The sequence below is a fragment of the Bradyrhizobium sp. CCBAU 51627 genome (assembly GCF_028128765.1).
GTDB lineage: Bacteria > Pseudomonadota > Alphaproteobacteria > Rhizobiales > Xanthobacteraceae > Bradyrhizobium.
On sequence record NZ_LBJG01000005.1, the window covers coordinates 363,298 to 384,282 of the forward strand.

24 protein-coding genes are annotated in these 20,985 nt (G+C 64.0%); 14 read left to right on the forward strand and 10 right to left on the reverse strand.

The genetic code is table 11. From position 1 onward, the window contains the following. Nucleotides 1–48 precede the first annotated feature (48 nt). Both XH88_RS03975 and XH88_RS03980 read right to left on the reverse strand, forming a co-directional pair. Nucleotides 49–1,557 (reverse strand): replicative DNA helicase, encoded by a 1,509-nt coding sequence (locus XH88_RS03975; protein WP_271614101.1) that lies wholly within the window; start codon nucleotides 1,555–1,557, stop codon nucleotides 49–51. A 749-nt stretch (nucleotides 1,558–2,306) separates the two neighbouring features. Continuing rightward, entirely contained in the window at nucleotides 2,307–3,557 is a 1,251-nt protein-coding gene (locus XH88_RS03980) for an SAM-dependent methyltransferase (protein WP_271614358.1), read from the reverse strand. A 274-nt stretch (nucleotides 3,558–3,831) separates the two neighbouring features. Between XH88_RS03980 and XH88_RS03985 the strand changes: the two genes are divergently transcribed. The 3 genes from XH88_RS03985 to XH88_RS03995 all read left to right on the forward strand — a co-directional run bounded on the left by XH88_RS03985 (nucleotide 3,832) and on the right by XH88_RS03995 (nucleotide 5,980). Next, a complete protein-coding gene (locus XH88_RS03985) occupies nucleotides 3,832–4,803 on the forward strand; it encodes a hypothetical protein (RefSeq protein WP_271614102.1) in 972 nt (323 codons plus the stop codon). A 103-nt stretch (nucleotides 4,804–4,906) separates the two neighbouring features. Next, complete coding sequence (locus tag XH88_RS03990; RefSeq protein WP_271614103.1) at nucleotides 4,907–5,503, forward strand: TetR/AcrR family transcriptional regulator; 597 nt, start codon at nucleotides 4,907–4,909, stop codon at nucleotides 5,501–5,503. A gap of 9 nt (nucleotides 5,504–5,512) precedes the next feature. Next, nucleotides 5,513–5,980, forward strand: a complete 468-nt coding sequence (locus tag XH88_RS03995) for a PaaI family thioesterase (RefSeq protein WP_271614104.1) — start codon at nucleotides 5,513–5,515, stop codon at nucleotides 5,978–5,980. 36 nt (nucleotides 5,981–6,016) lie between these two features. Here the strand turns inward: XH88_RS03995 and rplI are convergent, their stop codons facing one another. The 4 genes from rplI to rpsF all read right to left on the reverse strand — a co-directional run bounded on the left by rplI (nucleotide 6,017) and on the right by rpsF (nucleotide 8,488). Continuing rightward, a complete protein-coding gene (rplI, locus tag XH88_RS04000) occupies nucleotides 6,017–6,616 on the reverse strand; it encodes a 50S ribosomal protein L9 (RefSeq protein WP_271614105.1) in 600 nt (199 codons plus the stop codon). A 46-nt stretch (nucleotides 6,617–6,662) separates the two neighbouring features. Beyond that, nucleotides 6,663–7,631 (reverse strand): DUF2232 domain-containing protein, encoded by a 969-nt coding sequence (locus XH88_RS04005; RefSeq protein WP_271614106.1) that lies wholly within the window; start codon nucleotides 7,629–7,631, stop codon nucleotides 6,663–6,665. Nucleotides 7,632–7,778: 147 nt separating this feature from the next. Next, nucleotides 7,779–8,018 carry a 30S ribosomal protein S18 gene (gene rpsR, locus XH88_RS04010; protein WP_007592020.1) on the reverse strand — a complete coding sequence of 80 codons (240 nt, stop codon included), beginning with the start codon at nucleotides 8,016–8,018 and terminating at the stop codon, nucleotides 7,779–7,781. A gap of 5 nt (nucleotides 8,019–8,023) precedes the next feature. Beyond that, nucleotides 8,024–8,488 (reverse strand): 30S ribosomal protein S6, encoded by a 465-nt coding sequence (gene rpsF, locus XH88_RS04015; RefSeq protein WP_271614107.1) that lies wholly within the window; start codon nucleotides 8,486–8,488, stop codon nucleotides 8,024–8,026. A 342-nt stretch (nucleotides 8,489–8,830) separates the two neighbouring features. On the opposite strand from rpsF, the gene XH88_RS04020 reads away from it, so the two are divergent. The 9 genes from XH88_RS04020 to gmk all read left to right on the forward strand — a co-directional run bounded on the left by XH88_RS04020 (nucleotide 8,831) and on the right by gmk (nucleotide 17,428). Beyond that, nucleotides 8,831–9,535 (forward strand): TetR/AcrR family transcriptional regulator C-terminal domain-containing protein, encoded by a 705-nt coding sequence (locus XH88_RS04020; RefSeq protein WP_271614108.1) that lies wholly within the window; start codon nucleotides 8,831–8,833, stop codon nucleotides 9,533–9,535. 3 nt (nucleotides 9,536–9,538) lie between these two features. After that, nucleotides 9,539–10,564 (forward strand): fatty acid desaturase family protein, encoded by a 1,026-nt coding sequence (locus XH88_RS04025; protein ID WP_271614109.1) that lies wholly within the window; start codon nucleotides 9,539–9,541, stop codon nucleotides 10,562–10,564. A 171-nt stretch (nucleotides 10,565–10,735) separates the two neighbouring features. Further along, the gene (gene fabD / locus XH88_RS04030; protein WP_271614110.1) at nucleotides 10,736–11,695 is read left to right on the forward strand and encodes an ACP S-malonyltransferase; all 960 of its coding nucleotides are present in this window, start codon (nucleotides 10,736–10,738) and stop codon (nucleotides 11,693–11,695) included. A gap of 15 nt (nucleotides 11,696–11,710) precedes the next feature. Continuing rightward, nucleotides 11,711–12,448, forward strand: a complete 738-nt coding sequence (fabG, locus tag XH88_RS04035; protein WP_271614111.1) for a 3-oxoacyl-[acyl-carrier-protein] reductase — start codon at nucleotides 11,711–11,713, stop codon at nucleotides 12,446–12,448. Between the two features lie 311 nt (nucleotides 12,449–12,759). Then, entirely contained in the window at nucleotides 12,760–12,999 is a 240-nt protein-coding gene (locus XH88_RS04040; protein ID WP_008130699.1) for an acyl carrier protein, read from the forward strand. Between the two features lie 108 nt (nucleotides 13,000–13,107). After that, entirely contained in the window at nucleotides 13,108–14,373 is a 1,266-nt protein-coding gene (gene fabF, locus XH88_RS04045) for a beta-ketoacyl-ACP synthase II (RefSeq protein WP_271614112.1), read from the forward strand. A gap of 125 nt (nucleotides 14,374–14,498) precedes the next feature. After that, nucleotides 14,499–15,758: an endolytic transglycosylase MltG gene (mltG, locus tag XH88_RS04050; protein WP_271614113.1), complete on the forward strand. Its 1,260-nt coding sequence runs from the start codon at nucleotides 14,499–14,501 to the stop codon at nucleotides 15,756–15,758. 119 nt (nucleotides 15,759–15,877) lie between these two features. Further along, a complete protein-coding gene (locus tag XH88_RS04055) occupies nucleotides 15,878–16,765 on the forward strand; it encodes a YicC/YloC family endoribonuclease (protein WP_271614114.1) in 888 nt (295 codons plus the stop codon). 3 nt (nucleotides 16,766–16,768) lie between these two features. Beyond that, nucleotides 16,769–17,428: a guanylate kinase gene (gmk, locus tag XH88_RS04060; protein WP_271614115.1), complete on the forward strand. Its 660-nt coding sequence runs from the start codon at nucleotides 16,769–16,771 to the stop codon at nucleotides 17,426–17,428. Here gmk and XH88_RS04065 read toward each other — a convergent pair. Then, nucleotides 17,361–18,686: a hypothetical protein gene (locus tag XH88_RS04065; RefSeq protein ID WP_271614116.1), complete on the reverse strand. Its 1,326-nt coding sequence runs from the start codon at nucleotides 18,684–18,686 to the stop codon at nucleotides 17,361–17,363. The genes gmk and XH88_RS04065 overlap by 68 nt on opposite strands. A 399-nt stretch (nucleotides 18,687–19,085) precedes the next feature. Between XH88_RS04065 and XH88_RS04070 the strand changes: the two genes are divergently transcribed. After that, complete coding sequence (locus XH88_RS04070) at nucleotides 19,086–19,523, forward strand: GNAT family N-acetyltransferase (protein WP_271614117.1); 438 nt, start codon at nucleotides 19,086–19,088, stop codon at nucleotides 19,521–19,523. 107 nt (nucleotides 19,524–19,630) lie between these two features. On the opposite strand, the gene XH88_RS04075 is transcribed toward XH88_RS04070, so the two are convergent. Beyond that, nucleotides 19,631–19,849 carry a hypothetical protein gene (locus XH88_RS04075; RefSeq protein ID WP_271614118.1) on the reverse strand — a complete coding sequence of 73 codons (219 nt, stop codon included), beginning with the start codon at nucleotides 19,847–19,849 and terminating at the stop codon, nucleotides 19,631–19,633. A 12-nt stretch (nucleotides 19,850–19,861) separates the two neighbouring features. Here XH88_RS04075 and XH88_RS04080 point away from each other — a divergent pair, with 12 nt between their 5' ends. Beyond that, the gene (locus tag XH88_RS04080; protein ID WP_271614119.1) at nucleotides 19,862–20,050 is read left to right on the forward strand and encodes a hypothetical protein; all 189 of its coding nucleotides are present in this window, start codon (nucleotides 19,862–19,864) and stop codon (nucleotides 20,048–20,050) included. 69 nt (nucleotides 20,051–20,119) lie between these two features. Here the strand turns inward: XH88_RS04080 and XH88_RS04085 are convergent, their stop codons facing one another. Further along, nucleotides 20,120–20,311: a hypothetical protein gene (locus XH88_RS04085; RefSeq protein ID WP_271614120.1), complete on the reverse strand. Its 192-nt coding sequence runs from the start codon at nucleotides 20,309–20,311 to the stop codon at nucleotides 20,120–20,122. Nucleotides 20,312–20,410: 99 nt separating this feature from the next. Next, a complete protein-coding gene (locus tag XH88_RS04090; protein WP_271614121.1) occupies nucleotides 20,411–20,890 on the reverse strand; it encodes a phosphonate metabolism protein PhnM in 480 nt (159 codons plus the stop codon). Between the last annotated feature and the right edge of the window lie 95 nt (nucleotides 20,891–20,985).

Here is a 20,985-nt window from a genome sequence, read left to right on the forward strand (position 1 = left end):
TTTACGCAAGAGCCCCGCGGGGTTCAACCCACGGAACTGGTCTATGACCTAGTAGTCGCCACCACGATCCGGCAGCTGGCCGTCATGGGCGAGGTCGCCGAAGCGAGTGACCGAGGAGTCGAAGTGGAGTTCGACAGTGCCGGTCGGACCATGGCGCTGCTTGCCGATGATGACTTCGGCCCGGCCGACGGTGCGTTCCATGTCTGCCTGCCATTTCGCGTGTTCCTCGGTGCCCGGACGCGGCTCCTTCATGGCGAGATAGTATTCCTCGCGGAACACGAACAGCACGACGTCGGCGTCCTGCTCGATCGAGCCGGATTCACGCAGGTCCGAGAGCTGCGGTCGCTTGTCGTCGCGTGATTCCACCTGACGCGACAGCTGCGACAGCGCGATCACGGGAACGTTGAGCTCCTTCGCCAGCGCCTTCAGGCTGGTCGTGATTTCGGTGATTTCCTGCACACGGCTGTCGCTGGCGCGCTTGCCCGAGCCGGAGAGCAGCTGGATATAGTCGATCACGAGCAGATCGAGGCCCTTCTGCCGCTTCAGCCGGCGCGCGCGTGCCATCAGCTGGGCGATCGACAGGCCGCCCGTTGCGTCGACATAGAACGGCAGAGATTGCAGCTCGATCGAGACCTGCCGGATCTTCTCGAAATCGGCCTCGGAGATGCCGCCGCGACGGATATGGGAGGAGGGGATGCCGGTGCGCTCGGCCACGATACGCGTGGCAAGCTGGTCGGCCGACATTTCGCACGAGAAGAAGCCGATCACGCCGCCATTGGCGGCCTTCATGGTGCCGTCGGCCTGAAGCTCCGGCACATAGGCCTGCGCGACGTTGTAGGCGATGTTGGTCGCCAGCGACGTTTTGCCCATGCCGGGACGGCCGGCGACGATGATGAGGTCGGAGTGCTGCAATCCGCCCATCTTGGTGTCGAGGTCCCGCAGGCCGGTCGAGATGCCGGACAGCTTTCCGTCGCGCTGGAACGCCTTTGCCGCGAGATCGACCGCGACCGTCAACGCTTGCGAGAACTTCTGGAAGCCGCCGTCATAGCGGCCGGATTCGGCGAGTTCGTAGAGCCGGCGCTCGGCGTCCTCGATCTGCGCTCTTGGTGCGAAGTCGACCGGCGCGTCATAGGCGACGTTCACCATGTCCTCGCCGATGCCGATCAGGTCGCGCCTGAGCGAGAGGTCGTAGATGGTGCGGCCGTAGTCCTGCGCGTTGATGATGGTGGTCGCCTCGGCGGCGAGGCGCGCAAGATATTGCCCGATCGTCATGCCGCCGACATCGGTGTCGGCGGGCAGGAAGGTCTTCAGCGTGACCGGCGTTGCGATCTTGCCCATCCGGATCAGGCTGCCGGCGGTCTCGAAGATGGTCTGGTGCAGCGGCTCGAAGAAGTGCTTCGCCTCCAGGAAATCCGAGACGCGGTAGAAGGCATCGTTGTTGACCAGGATCGCGCCCAGAAGGCTCTGTTCTGCCTCGATATTATGCGGCGCGCTCCGGTACGCGGGAGTTCCGGCGTCGGGCGCGAGTTTGAGAACGTTCGAATCAGTCAGGGCCATGGTCGGACGTGCTTAGCAATTTTCTTGGGCGGATGCGGGGCCGGGATAAAGCGCCGCCGAAGGCGAAAGCGGAAGCAAAAGCTGGTCGCTATCAACCGATCTTAAAAATGGTGGATGATTAGCGGCCGCAGCATGCGCCGCGCTTGACGGATTTTCGCGGACTCTGGCCGGACCGGAAGTGGCCGCCATCCCGTCACGGAATAATCCGGATGCGGTGAACCTAATGATTTGAGATGCAGACCCATTTAAGGGCGCGCTGGCGCGCCCCGCGCGGGTTCAGACCAGCAGGAGGTAGACCAGCGCAATCAGGGCCGCGCCGACGCCGGTGGCGATCAGGGCGTAGTCGGTGCGGAGATCGTCCTGCACGTCGACCGGGGTTTGGGTCTCTTTGCTCATGGCGTCGGTCTAAGGCAGAGCCGCCGAGAGGAATGTGAACCAGATCACATCTCCCCGGATTCTTTCGGGGGTAGGACAAGGGAACGGGCGAGCGGGCTGAGGATTGTCTCCCGCAACCCGCCAGCATGGGAACGAGGCAGGAGATGCGGCCAGAACGGCAGCACCAGATTTGGCGAAGCGAGACAGGCAGTCGGCTTTGGCTGTCCGGGCTGATCGCCGCCATGCAGCATGCCGAGCGGCCCGAAATCCGGCGTCAGCCGGTCGCACCCGAAGTTATCGCGGAACTGAGGGCGCAGTTGATCTTAACGGCGTCTTACCGCCCCTCCCGGATATCGGCCCTGCGTCACTAGGGCTCATTCGCCGGCGAGCTTCAACTTCGGCTCGGCGCCACCCTCAAGAGCCCGCAGCCGAGCTTCTTCACGCGCGATATAGTCGCGGGTCATCGGCACCACGCCCTGGCGTTTGGTGAGCTGGATCTGGAAGTTCATCATGCCCTGCTTGCGGAACGTCATCTCGCAGGCGGCGAGATAAAATTCCCACATCAGCGCGAAGCGCTCGTCATAGAGTTGTACGGCTTCCTCACGGCGCGCCATGAACCGTTCCCGCCAGGCCTTCAGCGTCTCGGCATAATGCAGCCGCAGGATCTCGATGTCGCAGACCAGGAGGCCAGCGTCTTCGATCGCGGGCAGCACTTCCGACAGCGAGGGGATGTAGCCGCCCGGGAAGATGTATTTGGCGATCCAGGGATTGGTCGAATCCGGCCCTTGCGAGCGGCCGATCGAGTGCAACAGCATGACCCCATCCTCGCTCAGAAGTTCGGCGCAATGCTTGAAGTAGGTATCGTAGAATCTCGCTCCGACATGCTCGAACATGCCGACCGAGACGATACGGTCGAACGTCCCCTTGATGTCGCGATAGTCCTGGAGCAAGAAGCGCGCCTGTTGCGTCAGCCCCTTTTCGGCGGCTCGCGCATTGGCAATCTGCAACTGCTCCGTCGACAGCGTCACGCCGGTAATGTCGGCGCCGGCGGTCTCCGCAAGATAGAGGCCGAGCCCGCCCCAACCCGAGCCGATGTCGAGCACGCGCTGGTCGCGCTGAACCAGCAGCTTTGCGGTGACGTGCCGCTTCTTGGCGAGCTGCGCGTCGTCGAGCGTGGCGTCTTGCGTCTCGAAATAGGCGCAGCTGTATTGCTTGTCGGCGTCGAGGAAAAGTGAATAGAGCCTCGCATCGAGGTCGTAGTGATGCGCGACATTGCTACGCGAGCGTGCCCGCGGATTGAATTGCCTGAGGTGCCTGACGAGATAACGAAGGTGCCACCAGGGTTTTGCCCAGTGCGGCAACAGGTCGGGTTGATCGAGCAGGATCGCGAGGGCATCAGCTATGCTGCCGCGCTCGACGACGAACTCGCCATCCATATAGGCCTCGCCAAGCCCGAGCTCGGGATTGATGAGGACTCTCCTTTGTGCGTCGGCCGTGACGAAGCGCACTTCGACCGGCTCACCGGAGCCGTCCCCGACACTGAATTTCAATCCGCTCGCCGTCGTGACCGTCAGCGACCCGCGGCGGATGAATTGAGACAAGAACCTACGCAACAAGCGGTCCATAGACATCACCCCTCTCGAGCGAACCCGAAAAGATGCGACTACCCGGCTGTCACACCGACGCTTGGAAGTTTGATTGGTTCCCATGCGTTCGCATGTAAATCTAAGCAGCCTATTCCCACCCCGCTATTGCATTGTGTTCAAAGCCGATATTCGAAAATCGCGTGTTCACAGGCTCGATCAGTGCGCTTCCATTCGCAGCGCAATCGGCTAAAAGGTGACCGCCGCCGCACCGGGTGCCGGTCTTGTCTGTCGGATTTCAATGGAGATGATGGGAATGTCGAGCCGAGCGCTCAGCCTCGCCACGGTGCTGTTTCTGGTTGGCTTCGGTGCTTCCGATGCCGTTCTGGCGCAGGCGACGAACCTTGAGGCCGGCAAGGCGCCGTCCCAGCTTTTCGCGCAAACGTGCAACGCGTGCCACAAGAGCCCACGTGGGCTCTTGAAAACGGTCTCGCCGAACTCGCTGCCGGGCTTCCTGCGTCAGCACTACACCACCAGCCCGGACATGGCCGGCGTGCTGGCGTCCTACCTTGTCTCCAATGGCGCCGCCGACACCCGTTACCAAGCCAAGGATGGTAAGGACGGCAGGGACAAGAAGGACGGCGTCAAGGAGAAGGATGCCAACACAAATCCGGGGCAGTCGCCCGAACATCAGGGTCGCCGCCACCGGCCGCAAGAGGCCAGCAAGCCGGAGGGCGAGGGTGCCCCCCCTGCGTCCGAGGGGCGCCAGAAGCGCGCAGCGCGACCCAGCGAGGAAGGTGCCAAGGAGGGCGTTAAGCCGGAGGCCAGCACCGAACAGCCGCCCGCGGGCCGTAAGGGCAAGCGGATGAGCAAGCGCGGCAAGCCGGAGAGCGAAGACGCCGCTGCACCGAAGGCTGAGCCCCAGGTCGGTTCCAAAATCGACCCCAAGGTCGACCCCAAGGTCGAGCCGAAGAACGATGGTGCCGAGAAGCCCGCCGAGTCCAAGCCGGACAGCGCCAAGGCCGAGCCGAGCAGCAGCGAGGCGCCGGTTCTGCGCCCCGACCTGGTCCCGCAGGTCACGCCGGCTCCGGCCGCCGCTGTCGCCAAGTCGCCTGAACCGGCAGCTCCCAAGCCTGCGGAAGCTGCCGCGTCCAAACCTGCCGAGCCCGCGCCCAGCTCCGAGACGGCAGCCAAGCCGGCGGAGCCGGCCCCGTCTGCGCCCGCCGCGGCTGCGTCGCCTGCGCCGGCTGAGTCCTCCGGTCCGCCGGCTCCGCCGATCTCGCGATAACCAAGAGCCTCGTAGATCTGCGGAGGCCGCGCCCAGCGCGGCCTTCGCGTCGTCTTGACCGCGATTAGAGCAATACTCTAGAGTGATACTCTAGGAGGCGCCGATGTCATCCTGTGTGCGCGAGGATCTCTTGGCGGCAGGGCTCGCGGTGTTCGACCGGTCGGGCTTCGAAGGTGCGACGGTGGCGGCGATCCGCGCCAAGGCCGGGGCTTCCAACGGCAGCTTCTTTCATGTCTTCGGCTCCAAGCAGGAGCTCGCCGGCGCACTGCTGCTGGAGGTGTTGCGGCACTATCATGCTGCGATGCTCGCCGCGCTCGATCCGTCGCCCGATGCGAAGCAGGGGATCGATCGTCTGATCCGCGCTCACCTCGATTGGGTCGTGTCGAGTCGACGCGAGGCGCGTTATCTGTTCGAGATCTCGCGCAACCAATGGAGCGAGAACGTCCGCGACGCCCAGCGCGCTCAGAATGCGCGGCTTGCTGAAGGCATCGAGCGCTGGCGCGCACCGTTGATCGCAAGCGGCGAGCTTCTGCCGATGGCGCCGGTGATGTTCGTGAGTCAGCTCATCGGGCCGGCACAGATCTTTTGCCGCGCCTTTCTTTCGGGACGCGATCGCGCGGATCCGCGCACCGAAGCCGGCACGCTGATCGCCTGCGCTATCCGGGCGCTGGTGCCGCCCGAGCGCATTGACAGGAAATGAGGAGATCTCATGCAAACCCAATCCGACCCTGAATTCGCAGCTGTAGCCGAGCGTATTCACGCCAATGTCGGCCGGCAGGGTTTTATGAACCTGGTCGGCGCCGAACTGTCGGAGATGTCGCGCGGCACCTGCACGATTGCGGTGGAACGCCGGCCGGAGCTGTTGCAGCAGCACGGCTTCTTCCATGGCGGTGTCACTGCTTTTTTGGTCGACAACGCCACGACCATTGCGGCGGCGACCTCGCGCGGTCAGCCGGCGTTGACGGCGGAATACAAGCTCAATCTGCTGTCCCCGGCGGTCGGCGAAAAACTGATCTGCCGGGCGCGGGTGATCAAGCCGGGCCGTCAGGTCTCCGTAGTTGCGGCCGACGTGTTCTGCGTCAGCGACGGCGTCGAGAAGCACACGGCAACGGCGCTCGCCTCGATCGCGATGCTGAGTGAGGATGTCGCGCCCAAAACGAAAAGCCCGGCCGCCTGAGGCGGCCGGGCTTCGCTTCGCGTATGAACGCGAGGCTTACTGCTCTTCCGCAGCCGGGGCCGGCGCCACTTCGTCGTGCTGGGCTTCCGGATCGAAGAACTCGCCGGCGGCGGCGATCGCCTCGGCGGCTGCGTCGCGGTCCTCGTTGCGGGTCGAGATGTCCTCGCCACGGTTGATGCGCTCCGCCTCGTCCTGGCTGCGTGCAACCGTGACGGTGACTTCGACCTCGACCTCCGGATGAACGGCGACAGTGATCGAGTGCTTGCCGATGGTCTTGATCGGCGCGTCGAGCTGCACCTGCGGGCGCGCGAGTGTAACGCCGTCAGCCTCGAAGGCGGCAACCACGTCGCGCACGGTGACCGAGCCGAACAGCTGGCCGGCTTCCGAAGCCTGGCGGATGACGATGATGTTCTTGCCCTCGATCTTCTCGGCGACCTTGGCCGCCTCGCCCTTCGAGGCAAGGTTGCGGGCTTCGAGCTCGGCCTTCATGCCGTCGTACTTGGCGCGGTTGTCGGCGGTGGCGCGCAGTGCCTTGCCGCGCTTGAGCAGGAAATTGCGGGCGTAGCCGTCGCGAACCTTCACGACTTCGCCCATCTGGCCGAGCTTGCTCACGCGTTCCAGCAAAATGACTTCCATATTCGTTCTCCTTTGAAGTGCTCTGGTTTTCAGTTTCGGGTTGAACTCAAGATGTCGGCAATGGCGGCGGTTGCCGGTTGCGCAGGAAGCGCTCGCGAAGGCCGAAGACGGCGTCAGCGAGCCCAAGGACGGTCAGCAGAACAAGGCTCACGCTGAACATGAAGATGATGGCGTAGGCGGCGGCGAGCCAGAACGCGCGATTGGCGAGGTCGCGTGTGACGATGTGCAGGACGGCCAGGCCGATCAGTGCATAGGCCACTATCAGGACGGTCGTGACGACGACGGCGAGGATGCCGGTCATTCCGCCGAAGAAGCTGAAGGCCAGCGCGACGCAGAGGGCCACGAGGGTCATCGGGGGCAGGCTCGTGCCGCTGAGGTCGGGCCAGGGCCGATGCAACCGTCCCGAAACAGCTGCGACTTTGGCGGCGAGCCAGAGGTTCAAGGTCAGCGTAGCCATTTGCGATGCTGCCACCAGAACCGGCGTAACCGCGACCATCAGGCCGACGCGGGGATCATTCTCGGTGACGTTCGCCTCGCCCATCAGCGAGAGTACCCTGGCGAAGCCGCGGCGCATCGCGTCGCTGATGGTCGATGCATCGCTTCCCAGCGAAAACAATGATCCCGCGGTCAGAAGCGTTGCCAGCACCGCGATCCAGAGCAGGATACGGCCGAGCGGATACCATTCGACCTGAAGCGAAGCTGCATCCGGGCCCGCCAGGCCGCCCGCCAAGGGCCGTCCCAGCATGGCGAGATGGCCAAGCCACCAGGCCGGCAAAGCGATCGCAAGACCATAACCGAGGGCGAGGGGCGGACTGAGCGCGACGCCGATCACGAGTGTCGCGGCGAGACCGCCAAGCGCGCCGCAGAGCGGCCCCCAGGCGATCGCGGCGAGCATCAAAGGCAAAGGAGCAAGGCAAACCAGGACGAGCGAGATCAGCGCACCCGACACGATCGAGGCGAACATCAGGGCCGACGCAGCGCCGGCGATCAGGGCTATCAGTCCAAATGCCATCATCAGCTGTCCCGCTCCCCTCGAGCGGTTAGAGGCGCTTTGCCCCAACCATCGGCGACCGGACGACCCGGAAGCCTTATGAGTTCAGAAAGTTGAGTTCAGAAGATCATGACCGGCGACGGTGATCGTCGCCGGTCGAAAGCGGTCGTGTCAGCGAATGACGTAGGGCAACAGGCCCAGGAACCGCGCGCGCTTGATGGCGCGGGCGAGCTCACGCTGCTTCTTGGCGGACACCGCGGTGATGCGGCTCGGCACGATCTTGCCACGCTCCGAGACGTAGCGCATCAGCAGCTTGGAGTCCTTGTAGTCGATCTTCGGCGCATTGGCTCCCGTGAACGGGCAGCTCTTGCGGCGACGGAAAAACGGGCGGCGTGCACCAGCTTCAGCCATTGTTCTTACTCCCCATCCGTTTCAGCTTCGTCGCGCGGGCGGCGCGGACCACGATCACTGCGGAAGCCGCCGTCGCGATCGCCACGGAAGCCGCCTTCACGCTCACCGCGGAAACCGCCGCCACGGTCGTCACGCTCGCGATCACGGTCGGCCTTGCGCATCATCGCAGACGGACCTTCCTCGAGTTCCTCGACGCGAACGCTGAGATAGCGGATCACGTCTTCGCTGATGCGCTCCTGGCGCTCGATCTCGGCGATCGCCGCGGACGGCGCGTCGATGTTGAGCAGCACGAAGTGCGCCTTGCGGTTCTTGTTCATGCGGTAGGTGAGGGAGCGCACGCCCCAATTCTCGGTCTTGGTGACCTTGCCGCCGAGACCTTCGACGATGCCGGTCATCTGCGCAGTCAGCTCTTCGACCTGCTGCGTGCTCGCGTCCTGGCGCGCGAGAAAAACATGCTCATAAAGAGCCATAGTCGTCCTTTCCTCATGTTAGCGCATTGCCCGACGTCAAGCCCTTGAGAGACCTTCGGAAAGGACTCTGGGATTAAGCTCAGAAGGCGGAAACACGGGACGACGGGCCGACTGGCCCTGCCACACCAAAATCACGGAGGATTTGCTGAGACCGTCCGTTCAGCTCCCGGCCGGGGTCTGCGGATGCGCGCGTTATACGGATTTTGGCCGGCTTGGCAAGGTTGAGCGCTTTGCTTTCGGTCCGGATCACCCCGCCGCGGGCTAGCAACCGGTCCCTCCATACCACTTCAGGCTTGATCTATTTGTTTGTATATCATACAAATAAGCGAGCAAGAGGATCCGATGGTAGAAAAGTCGGCCCAACAGGCGCTTGAGGCGGCTGGCGACCCCAAGCATGCGGCGCGGGCGACGCGCTCCGCTGGCCGCAAGATGCGTTCCCTGCTGCTGGATGCAGCGAGCCCGTTATTTCGGGAGCGTGGGCTCTCGGGCACCGCGATCACCGACATCGCAGCTGCTGCGAACGCGTTCCCGAGCCAGATCACCTATTATTTCCGAACCAAGGAGGCGCTGTTCGTCGAATGCGCCTGCCGTGATCTGCTGTATCTGGCGCAAGCCACCGAGCAGGCGGCGCTGAAGGCGCGCACGCCGCGCGAGTACACCCGCGCGTTGGCCGAGACCGTGACGGCGAGCGATTCGATTGCCTTCTTCGCCGAGGCGCTGACGCTGACGCGTCGACGCCAGGATCTCGCCCCGCTGGTCGAGCGCACCATCGAGCGCCTGCACTCTGAAGGCGCGCGCGCCTATGCGGGCCAGGTGGCGCGACACGGCTGGCGCTCGCTGCGCGCGCCGGACGAAAGCTCGCGGCGGTTCTGGGCCGTCGCCATCGGAATCATTCTCGAAGGCTGCGCCATGGGTCGTTCGCCAGAGGCGCTCTGCGCCGAGATGCTGCGCGTGCTCGGGGAGCAGGCGAAATCCACCGGCGACACTGCGCGGCTACGTCTCGTCGACGAGCACGATGCCTCAAGCCATCAGAGCGAGGAGGGGTAGGTCATGACGGCGCTTCGCATGCGGGCCCGCGATTTCCTTACCGACGATCAATTGGCTGACGTACGACAACGCGTGACCTGGAAGGGTGTCGCGATGATCGCGCACGCCTGGACGCTGATCATTGGCGCAATCGCCCTGGTCGCGTGGTGGCCCAATCCGATCACCTATGTCCTCGCGGTCGCGATCATCGGCTCGCGCCAGCTTGGACTTGCGATCCTCATGCATGACGGTGCCCATGGCTGCCTGTCTGCCGACGAGAAGATCAATCTGGCCCTGAGCCAATGGCTCTGCGCCTATCCGCTCTTTGCAGAGACACGCAGCTACCGGCGCTACCATCTTCAACACCACGCTCGCACCCAGCAGGAGGACGATCCTGATCTGGTGCTGTCGGCGCCGTTTCCGATCACTAGGCTGAGCTATCGCCGCAAGTTCATTCGCGACATCACCGGGCAGACCGGCTACCAGCAGCGCAAGGCGCAATTGCTCAACGCGCTCGGGCCGACGGAGTGGCCGTGGCGGCAGCGCGCCGCCCATTTCTGGGAGAAGCTCGGCCTGCAATGCCTCGTCAACGCCGCGATGTTCGCCGGCCTCGCAGCGGCCGGTGTGTGGTGGGCCTATCCCTTGTTGTGGCTGGTGCCGCTACTCACCTGGATGATGGTCATCACCCGCATCCGCAACATCGCCGAGCATGCTGTCGTGCCCGATAGCAGCGATCCCTTGCGCAACACGCGGACCACGCACGCAAACTTCCTCGAGCGTCTGTTCATCGCGCCGTATTACGTGAACTATCACCTCGAGCATCATCTTCTGTTCTACGTGCCCTGCTACAATCTCCCGAAGGTGCATCGCCTGCTCAGCGAGAGCCGGCATGCCGGCCGGATGGAGGTGCAGCCGGGCTATGCGGCAGTGCTGCGTCTTGCGACCGCGAAGCCCGATCAGGATGACCGCCCCGGCGAGCTCGTGAACAGCGCGCGCCGTGCGCAGGCAGGGGCGGTGGTAGACGCTAACCAGACCAGTGGCGGGTTCTAGGGCTGCATCCCAAATGAATGCTGGTCGAAGTTCCTATCTTGGCTTGACATTCCGGCCCCGGACAGTGTCTACGGCCCCCTTTGGAGCATGATCCGGAACCATGGCCTAAGGCCGTGCGTAATCGGCTGCCGGTTCTCGAGAGGGATCACGCCCGACAAGCAGGGAGCGCCGATGACGGCAGCATTCACATTTCCTGGGCAGGGTTCCCAGGCAGTCGGTATGGGCAAGGCCCTGGCCGACGCCTTTCCGGTAGCACGCGCCGTGTTCGACGAGGTCGATGCCGCGCTCGGCGAGAAGCTGACCGCGACGATCTGGGATGGCCCGGCCGAAACCCTTCAGCTCACTGAAAACGCCCAGCCGGCTCTGATGGCGGTGTCTGTGGCCACTCTGCGGGTGCTCGAGGCCGAGGCAGGGTTTTCCGTGGGGCGGGACGCGGCCTTCGTGGCCGGCCACTCGCTCGGCGAATATTCGGCGCTGGCGGCGGCCGGCAGCCTGACCATTTCCGACACCGCGCGGCTGCTTCGCATTCGCGGTCTCGCAATGCAAAAGGCCGTGCCTGTCGGCGCCGGTGCGATGGCCGCGCTGCTTGGCCTTGATTATGACGCGGCTATGGAGGTCGCCAAGGAGGCGGCTCAGGGCCAGGTCTGCCAGGCCGCCAACGACAATGGCGGCGGACAGGTGGTCGTCTCCGGCGACAAGGCCGCGGTCGATCGCGCTGTCGAGATTGCCAAGACCAAGGGCGCCAAGCGCGCGATGCTGCTGCCGGTGTCCGCGCCGTTCCATTGCAAGCTGATGCAGCCTGCGGCCGACGCGATGGCGGAGGCGTTATCCAAGGTCACGATCAAGGCGCCAGCCGCGCCGCTGGTGTCGAACGTGCTGGCCAGCGCCATCACCGATCCCGACGAAATCCGCCGCCGGCTGGTCGAGCAGGTCACCGGCACGGTGCGCTGGCGCGAGTCGGTTGCCTATATGGCGGGGCAGGGCGTCACCCGTTTCTTCGAGATCGGCGCGGGCAAGGTGCTGACGGGACTCGTGAAGCGCATCGCTGACGGCGCCGTCGGTGTTGCGGTCGGTGGTCCGAACGACATTGCTGCCGCCAGGGATGCATTGGCCGCTGCGAAGCAGGGCTAGAGGAGTAAGTACGCGATGTTCGATCTGACAGGCAAGAAGGCGCTCGTCACCGGCGCGACCGGCGGCATCGGCGGCGCGATCGCCCAGGCGCTGCACGCGCAGGGCGCCACCGTCGCGATATCGGGGACGCGCAAGGACGTGCTCGACGAGCTTGCCGGCAAGCTCGGAGAGCGCACCCATGTGCTGACCTGCAATCTCTCCAAGGCTGATGAGGTCGAGGCGCTGGTGCCGGCTGCTGAAGCTGCGATGGGGCAGGTCGATATTCTCATCGCCAATGCCGGCATCACGCGGGATAACCTGTTCGTTCAACTCCGCGACGAGGACTGGGACGAGGTCATCAACGTCAACCTGACCGCAACTTTCCGTCTGGCGCGCGCCGCCACCAAATTGATGATGCGCAAGCGCTTCGGCCGCATCATCGCCATCACCTCGGTGGTCGGCGTCACCGGCAATCCCGGGCAGGGCAATTACAGCGCATCGAAGGCCGGCCTGATCGGCATGATCAAGACGCTCGGCGCCGAATACGCCAAGCGCGGCGTCACCGCGAACTGCATCGCGCCCGGTTTCATCAAGACGCCGATGACGGATGTGCTCAACGACAAGCAGCGCGATGCGATTCTGACCAAGGTTCCGGCGGGCCGTCTGGGAACGCCCGAGGACATTGCAGCGGCCGCCGTCTATCTCAGCTCGAACGAAGCATCCTACGTCACCGGACAAACCATCCACGTCAACGGCGGCATGGCCATGATCTGACAGCCTCGTCCCGCACTGCCCACAGGGGCGGTGCGGGATGCGGCAAACGGCCGTTTCCGAAGCGAAATGAGGCGTGTAGTCAAGGCACTTGAAGTATGATAACCGGACGCTCAACGGATGGGCAAAGAACGCCATTGCAGGTTTTTGAAACCCTGTATATTGGCGATGCGGAGCCTTGGCCGTCGTTCGCGGGGTCTCTATCGGTTAAGATGGGACCAAATCAAAGTTCGTAAGCGAAGGCAGTCAACGACCACGACGGCTCGTATCGTCCCGGGGGGTCGGGTCTACAGGGAACAACACGAGGTTATGCAATGAGTGACATTGGCGAGCGGGTTAAGAAGATCGTGGTCGAACACCTTGGTGTTGAACCCGAGAAGGTTGTCGACGCTGCGAGCTTCATCGACGACCTCGGCGCCGACAGTCTGGACACCGTCGAGCTGGTGATGGCGTTCGAAGAAGAATTCGGGTGCGAGATTCCGGACGATGCCGCTGAGACGATTCTCACCGTCGGCGACGCCACCAAGTTTCTCGAGAAGAACGCGAAGAGCTAAGGCTCTTCATTTTCGCGGGGACAACATTGAAACCGGACGGGCCGCTTCCCAGCGGCCAGCCGGTTTCTTGTTATTGGCCGTGAATCTTTCGATGCGGAGTTTTCGGATATGAGGCGGGTTGTCGTCACTGGTCTCGGCATGGTGTCGCCACTCGGCTGCGGCGTCGAGCCAACCTGGAAACGCATCCTCAACGGCGAGAGCGGTGCGCGCAGGATCGAGAGCTTCGATGTCTCCGATCTGCAGACCAAGATCGCCTGCACCGTCGTGCGCGGCGACGGCAGCAACGGCAGCTTCAATCCCGACAAGTGGATGGAGCCGAAGGACCAGCGCAAGGTCGACGACTTCATCATTTTCGGCATGGCCGCCGCGGGCCAGGCGCTCGACGATGCCAATTGGCATCCCGAGACCGAAGAGGACAAATGCGCGACCGGCACCATGATCGGCTCGGGCATCGGCGGCCTCAGCGGCATTGCCGACACCGCGATCCTCCTGAAGGAGCGCGGCCCGCGCCGGGTGTCGCCGTTCTTCATTCCGGGCCGCCTGATCAATCTAGCTTCCGGTTACGTCTCGATCGCCCATGGGCTGAAGGGACCGAACCATTCGGTGGTCACGGCCTGCTCGACCGGCGCCCATGCGGTCGGCGATGCCGCCCGTCTGATCGCGCTCGGCGATGCCGACGTGATGGTCGCGGGCGGTGCGGAGTCGCCGATCAGCCGGATCGGCATTGCCGGCTTCAATGCCGCGCGCGCGCTGTCGACCGGCTTCAACGAGACTCCCGAGAAGGCCTCGCGTCCTTACGACAAGGACCGCGATGGTTTCGTGATGGGCGAGGGCGCCGGTGTCCTGGTTCTGGAAGAGCTCGGGCACGCCCAGCGCCGCGGCGCCAGGATCTATGCCGAGGTGATCGGCTACGGCCTGTCGGGTGACGCCTATCATATTACATCGCCGTCGCCCGATGGCGATGGCGGTTTCCGCAGCATGTCGGCCGCGCTCAAGCGCGCCGGTCTGACGGCATCCGATCTCGATTACATCAACGCGCACGGCACCTCGACGCCGCTCGGCGACGAGATCGAGCTTGGCGCGGTGGAGCGCCTGCTCGGCAACGCAGCATCCAAGGTTTCGATGTCCTCGACCAAGTCCTCGACCGGCCATCTCCTCGGTGCGGCCGGCGCAATCGAGGCGATCTTCGCCGTTCTCGCGATTCGCGATAATGTCGTCCCGCCGACCATCAATTTGGACAATCCGTCGGTGGAGACTGCGATCGATCTCGTGCCGCATAAGGCGAAGCAGCGTGAGGTCAACGTCGCGCTGTCGAATTCTTTTGGTTTCGGCGGTACCAATGCGTCGGTGATCGTCCGGCGTCTGGCCCAATAGTTTGTGTTTGCGGCGAATCCACCGTTTTGCCGTATTCGGCGATAGTCATATCTGTGGGCGCGTGCATTTGGCTCGGCAAGTGATTGTCAGGCTGCGATTGAACCGGCAGGATTCAGGTTGCTTCGATGAGTGAAAGGCCGCCCATTTCGCCCCGGAGTCCGCGGGCAGCGCTCGAGCCCGAGCAGGTCCCGCCGCCGCCGAAACGTTCGGAGCGGGCGCGCAGTCCCCTGGTCGTGGTCGGCAACGCCATCATCACCCTGCTTTTGATCGGCATGATCGGCGCGGGGGCGGCCTATTACTACGGTCGGCAGGTGCTCGAGTCGCCCGGGCCATTGAAGGAAGACAAGGTCGTCAACATTCCCCAGCGTGCGGGCAAGCGCGACATTGCCGAGACGCTGAACCGGGAAGGCGTGACCGACGTCAATCCCTGGGTCTTCATCGGCGCCGTTGCCGCGCTGAAGGCGAGCTCGGACCTCAAGCCGGGCGAATATTCGTTCCAGAAGAACGCGTCGCTGCGCGACGTCATCGCCACCATCGTCGAGGGCAAGGTGGTGCAGCACGCCGTCACGATTCCGGAGGGCCTGACCTCCGAGCAGATCGTGGCGCGGCTCTCCGATAACGACATCTTCACCGGCAGCGTGCGCGAAGTGCCGCGCGAAGGCACGCTGCTGCCCGAGACCTACAAGTTCCCGCGCGGGACCCCGCGTGATCAGGTGATCCAGCGCATGCAGCAGGCGCACAAGCGCGTGCTTGCCGAGATCTGGGAGCGCCGCAGCCCCGATCTTCCGGTCAAGACGCCGGAGCAACTGGTGACGCTCGCCTCGATCGTCGAGAAGGAGACCGGCAAGCCCGACGAGCGCAGCCGCGTTGCCGCGGTGTTCGTCAACCGCCTCAAGCAGAAGATCAAGCTGCAGTCCGACCCGACCATCATCTACGGCCTCGTCGGCGGCAAGGGTACGCTGGGACGCCCGATCAAGCGCAGCGAGATCACGCAGCCCTCGCCCTACAATACCTATGTGATCGAGGGCCTGCCGCCGGGCCCCATCTCCAATCCCGGCCGCGCCTCGCTGGAGGCCGCCGCCAACCCGGCCCGCACCCGCGATCTCTATTTCGTCGCCGACGGTTCGGGCGGGCATGCCTTCACCGAGACCTACGACGCGCACCAGAAGAACGTCGCGAAACTCCGCGCGATGGAGAAGCAGATCCAGAACGACACGGTCGAGCCGGCCGAGGAGCCGCCGCCGGCCGCTGCCGCACCCGCGGCTGCAGATACGGCGCCGACCGCCACCACACCCAAGCCGCCCCAGAGGAAGCCGCCGGTCCGGCCGGCGGCGCCCGCCCGCCAGGGCGCGGTGCAGCCTTCGCCGCAGGTGATCCAGCGCTAGGCCTGATCCGCGCAGGCCGGCCTGCGAACATTGCGGATTCCACTTTCCTGCAAAATAGTCTTAAGATTCGCGTGGCCTGATGGCCTCGCGAATCCCATGATGTCGGAGAATTTGACCTGATGGCGCTGTCGTCCATGACCGGCTTTGCCCGAAGCCACGGCGCAAGCGGGCCGTATACGTTCGAGTGGGAATTGAAGTCGGTCAACGCCAAGGGCTTTGACTTGCGGGTGCGGCTGCCGCAGGGGTTCGAGGAGCTCGAGGCCCACGCCAAGAAGCGTGCGGGCGAGCTGCTCTCGCGCGGCACCGTCTACGCCAATCTCAACGTCAAGCGCGCCAACGCGGCCGCCTCCGTCCGCATCAACGAGGACGTGCTCAACGCCGTGCTGAAGGCGGCCGCGCTGATCTCCGGCAAGGTTGACGCGGTGGCGCCGAGCATCGACGGCCTGCTTGCCATCAAGGGCGTGGTCGAGGTCGGCGAGCCCGAGGGTGACGAGGAGGAAGACAAGGCGGCGCGTGTCGCCGCTGCCGAGGCCTTCGACAAGGCGCTCGACGAGCTCGTCGCGATGCGCAAGCGGGAGGGAGTTTCGCTCGGGCAGATACTGAGCCAGCGGGTCGACGAGGTCGAGCAACTGGCGAAAAAGGCCGAGGCCGCGCCGAGTCGCAAGCCGGAGGCGATCAAGGCGAAGCTCGCCGAACAGATCGCTGCGCTGCTCGATACCTCCGACCGTTTCGATTCAGACCGCCTGATGCAGGAGGCGATCCTGATCGCGACCAGGGCCGACATCCGCGAGGAACTCGACCGCATAGCCTCTCACATCGCGCAGGCGCGCGAACTGATCGGCAAGGGCGGCCCGATCGGCCGCAAGCTCGACTTCCTGGCGCAGGAGTTTCACCGCGAGGTCAACACCTGCTGCTCGAAGTCGAACGATATCGAGCTGACCAATACCGGCCTCGCCATGAAGAACGTGGTCGAGCAATTCCGCGAGCAGGTCCAGAATCTGGAGTGATCGATGACAACGGGGGGGCACGGAACTGACGGTGTCGAACGGCGCGGCTTGATGTTCGTGCTGTCCTCGCCATCGGGCGCAGGCAAGACGACGCTGTCGCGGATGTTACTCGAGCGTGAGCCCGGCCTGAAGATGTCAGTGTCGGCGACCACGCGCCAGATGCGGCCGGGTGAAGTCGAGGGGCGTGACTATTTCTTTGTTTGCAAGCCCAGATTCGAGACGATGGTCGAGCAGGGCGAACTGCTCGAATGGGCCACCGTGTTTGATAATCTTTATGGGACGCCGCGTGAGCCGGTGGAGGCAGCACTGTCGGCCGGACAGGACGTGCTGTTCGACATCGACTGGCAGGGCACCCAGCAACTGCACCAGAAGGCAAGCGTCGATGTGGTTCGCGTCTTCATCCTGCCGCCCTCGGCGGCCGACCTCGAGAAGCGGCTGCAGTCGCGTGCGCAGGATTCCGACGAGGTGATCCGCAAGCGCATGAGCCGCGCCAGCCACGAGATGAGCCACTGGGCCGAATACGACTACATCGTCATCAACCACAATGTCGATGACGCCTTCGCCGAGGTGCAGTCGATCCTCAAGGCCGAACGCCTCAAGCGCGAGCGGCGGACTGGCCTCGTGAGCTTCGTGCGAGCGCTGCAAGGTCAGCTTCAAGGCTAGGTTCGAGGCGAGGCTGCGACAACTGCGGCCCTTGCGCCGCCAGCCGTTCCAGCATCGACGTGATGATGTTGATGTCGACGGCAGTTTCGTCGCGCGCGTGGTCCTCGTACCTATCCGCGTTGCGTACGTCCTCTTGGTGCTTATCCGGATCGTGATCGGCCAAATCGTGATCAGCCATGTCATGATCAGCCAGATCGAGATCGATTGCCTCGAGGTCGGTCTTGTCTTCGTCATGGCTGTCGGCCGCGAGCAGTGGCGCCGCTGTCTCGATCTCGAATTCGCCGTCGAAATAGTCGATCTCGGTCTCGTCAGGCTCTGCGGCCGCAGCCTCGATGGGGCGGCCTTGCGCTGCAATCCGGCCGATCGCATCACTGAATGCGGCGATCTGCGACGCTTGCGGACGCACGGCGTCGAAGTCCACCGGAAGCGGCCGCGCCGCGGGTGGCACAGGTGCCGGTGCTGCATCGAGCCACGGCGCACGGCTGTTGTCGCGATCCTGCCGATGGTCCCAGTTCACCCGGCGATCCGAGGTCTGCACGCGCGCGCGTCCACCGGCGAAGCGGTAGATCAGGCTGGCGAGCAGGCCGGCGAGCGCCAATGCGCCGCCGACGACGAGCAGCAGCATCTGGAGTGACCCGGTCGACTTGTCCGCCGTGCTATCTGCCGTAGCGAGTGTCACCGGAGCAGGGGATGCGGTCGGTTGCGCGCGCGAGGCCGTTGCAGGCGCGGAGGCGGGTGCAGATTGCGGCCCAGGCGAAGCGGTTGCCGGAGCGGTATCAGGCCAGGGAGCGGCGACTACGGGCTGCGGTGCGTTGGCATCCGTACTCGTGCCAAACGCCTGCTGCGGCGAGGTTGTGGCCGGCACTGGTGTGCTCGCTGCGGAGTTGGTCTGCGGCGCGACATATTCGGCACGCGCATTCTGCACCGACGGCGGCGCGCCCGGAGCCGCATTCGGGGTGTCGGCCGTTGCCTGAGTGTTCTGCGTGGCCTTGCTGCCTTCCGCGCGCAGATACCAGCACTGCCGTTTGGTCCCGCGCTCCAGCCGGTAGAACCAGTGCTGCCCCTGCGGTGTGGCGCCCTTCGGCGAGGTGAGGCAGTCGCTTGCGGCACTCGTCGCGCCCGCCGTGGTCGTGGCAGCCGTCGTCGTGCTTGCCGTGCTGGGCGCACTCGGCGCGTTCTGCGACACAGCGGCGAAGGGTGCGCCGGCAATGATGCTGCCAATCAGCGCGGACGTGAACTTTGCGGTGCGGTTGCCCATCCTGGTCTCCCGGTTACGCATGACGCAACTCGTTACCTTCCCTTTCTCTCCAAAGACTTAGGTGGCAATGAGCCGCAAATCCGGAGACGATGTGGCCTGAATCGGGCCTGCGCGGCGTTCGTTCCATCGGGAATTGGGCCATTTCGAAGGCACCACGGCGGTTCGTGGTTCCATGTTGCCGGTGAGCTGTGGGGGTCATCCCTTCTCCTTCTTGGGGGAGGGGACGGGCGTTTCGTGTTTTGCCGAACGAGTCATGGCCTCGGTTCCGCCGTGCACAGGCGGCGACCGCTCGTGCCAAATCGCCCACGCCCAGGGCCTGAAGCTGACCCCAGCGCTCCTTGCTGAAGGTGAGCAAGTTCGACACTGTGTGAGAAGCTTGGCGAGCGAGAGAAGACAGAAGTGAGTGTGATCGTGGAGATACTCGCCTCAAACCCACTCACGTCTGCGGTATATGCCTTGCGAAACGGGGTGTTCGTCGTCGAACAAGGGGTCCCTGAAGATCTTGAAGTCGACGAGGACGACAGGGGCGCCACCCATCTGGCTGCACTTTCTGATGGCGAAGTCATTGGGACGCTGCGCATCGTGCATCATGAACGCAGGGCTAAGATCGGCAGAGTGGCGATTTTGGCTTCAGCACGGAAACAAGGGGTTGGAAGGGAATTGATGGAGCGCGCGGCGGCCATTGCCTTTCGCGATGGTGCCGACGAAATCGTGCTCGGCGCGCAACTTACGGCGCGCGGCTTCTATCAGCGACTTGGGTACGTCGAGGAGGGGGCGCCATTCGATGATGCAGGCATACTGCACGTGATGATGCGCAAGATGCTCGGTCGCACCTAACCCGTAGCCGTCGCCGCAACTCGGTGCACGATCGACGTGCTCGTCGGAGAGCTTAGTAAGGATGCGACAAGTTTCGCAGGAGCTCAACCGCGGACTACGGCAAAGGATTACTTCCATGCACTCGCCAGCTTCAGCGCCAATCCCCCCAGCACGCCGCTGATCAATCCCACCATCGCGTAGGATCGCGCGAACACACCGGTCTGGATGAAGACCTCGCACGCTATGATGACGCAGATGGCGGCGAGCAGCAGGCAGGCGCAGCCGGCAAGGATCGCGAGATAGTGGATCGCAATTGCGACCGGCCTGGGGGACGCGGGATCGGTCATGCTGGGAGGGCCATGCGGCGGACGGCGCGATTCACCGTCATCGCGTGCACAAATGCATCACTTGCTTGCGCAGCAATCGACCAGGGCGCGCCAGATGCGCTGGATTTCGAGATTCCTCTGAAGCTCGACGACGTGGTTTTCGGTCGCGTGGGAGGATCTGACTTCGAAGAGATGTTCGCGCGGCGCGATCCAGCGTTCTGAGATCGGATCGTACCATTTGCCGGGAGTAACCAAGTTCGTATCTCCTCCTAATCCCCCTGGTTTCTGCGCCTATCCCGTGCGCCGGTTGCTGGTGTTCTGGGTGAGGTTACCGTGCGCGGCCTGCTCACGGATATTCTGCTTCTCGTCGTCGCGATGACCTTTGGTGGTGTCGACCGGAACTGTCGGCACGCTGCCCGCGCCCTTATGGCTCTGGTTCTCGTCGGGAACCGGCCGCACGGTTTTTGTCAGCGGCTTCGTCATGCAATTCAGACTCCGTCGTTGCCTGGACGAAAAGCCAACGCGTTGAACGCCCGGGGCGTTCCAGGCTCGGGTCTGACGTAAATGTGACGGTGCGAAGCGCTATTGCTTCGATTCGTCCTGCTGGCCGGATGGTGATCCAGCTGAGGACATCTCCCCCTCCCCGACGCGGAGCAGATCAGTCTTGCGAGATCGTCCGTCGCCTTCGCCAGCGGCGACGGGCCGCGGCTTGCGGTACTTTGCAATCATCCCCTTGATCTCGTCGACGGCTTCCAAAAGAGGCGGCGCCAGGGAGAGCAGCGCCCCCATTGCAATGGCGATGATGGTGTGGCGCAGCGAGACCTTCTCATCCTCATCCATGGCATAGGCGTTCTGGCCGATCGGGACGGGCGCGAGCCCGCTCGATGAGCGAGCCTCATTCGACTTCCGCGGCTTGCGGGGCGGGATCATGATCACGACGAAAAGCACGTTGATCAGGAGCCAGATGCCGAGAATGACGAGAAAGGTCTGCATTGAAAAACCAGAGGTGAAGAAATGTGCTGCTGCGTTTAAGTGGCCATTGAACGGCCGTTCGCGCGCCAATGCAAGTTGTGCTTTTGGTGAACGCAAGTTTTGAGGGGCGGCTATCGGAATCCGGCAAGTCTGGACACTGAAGGCGGGGGCCGTTCCGGAACTCC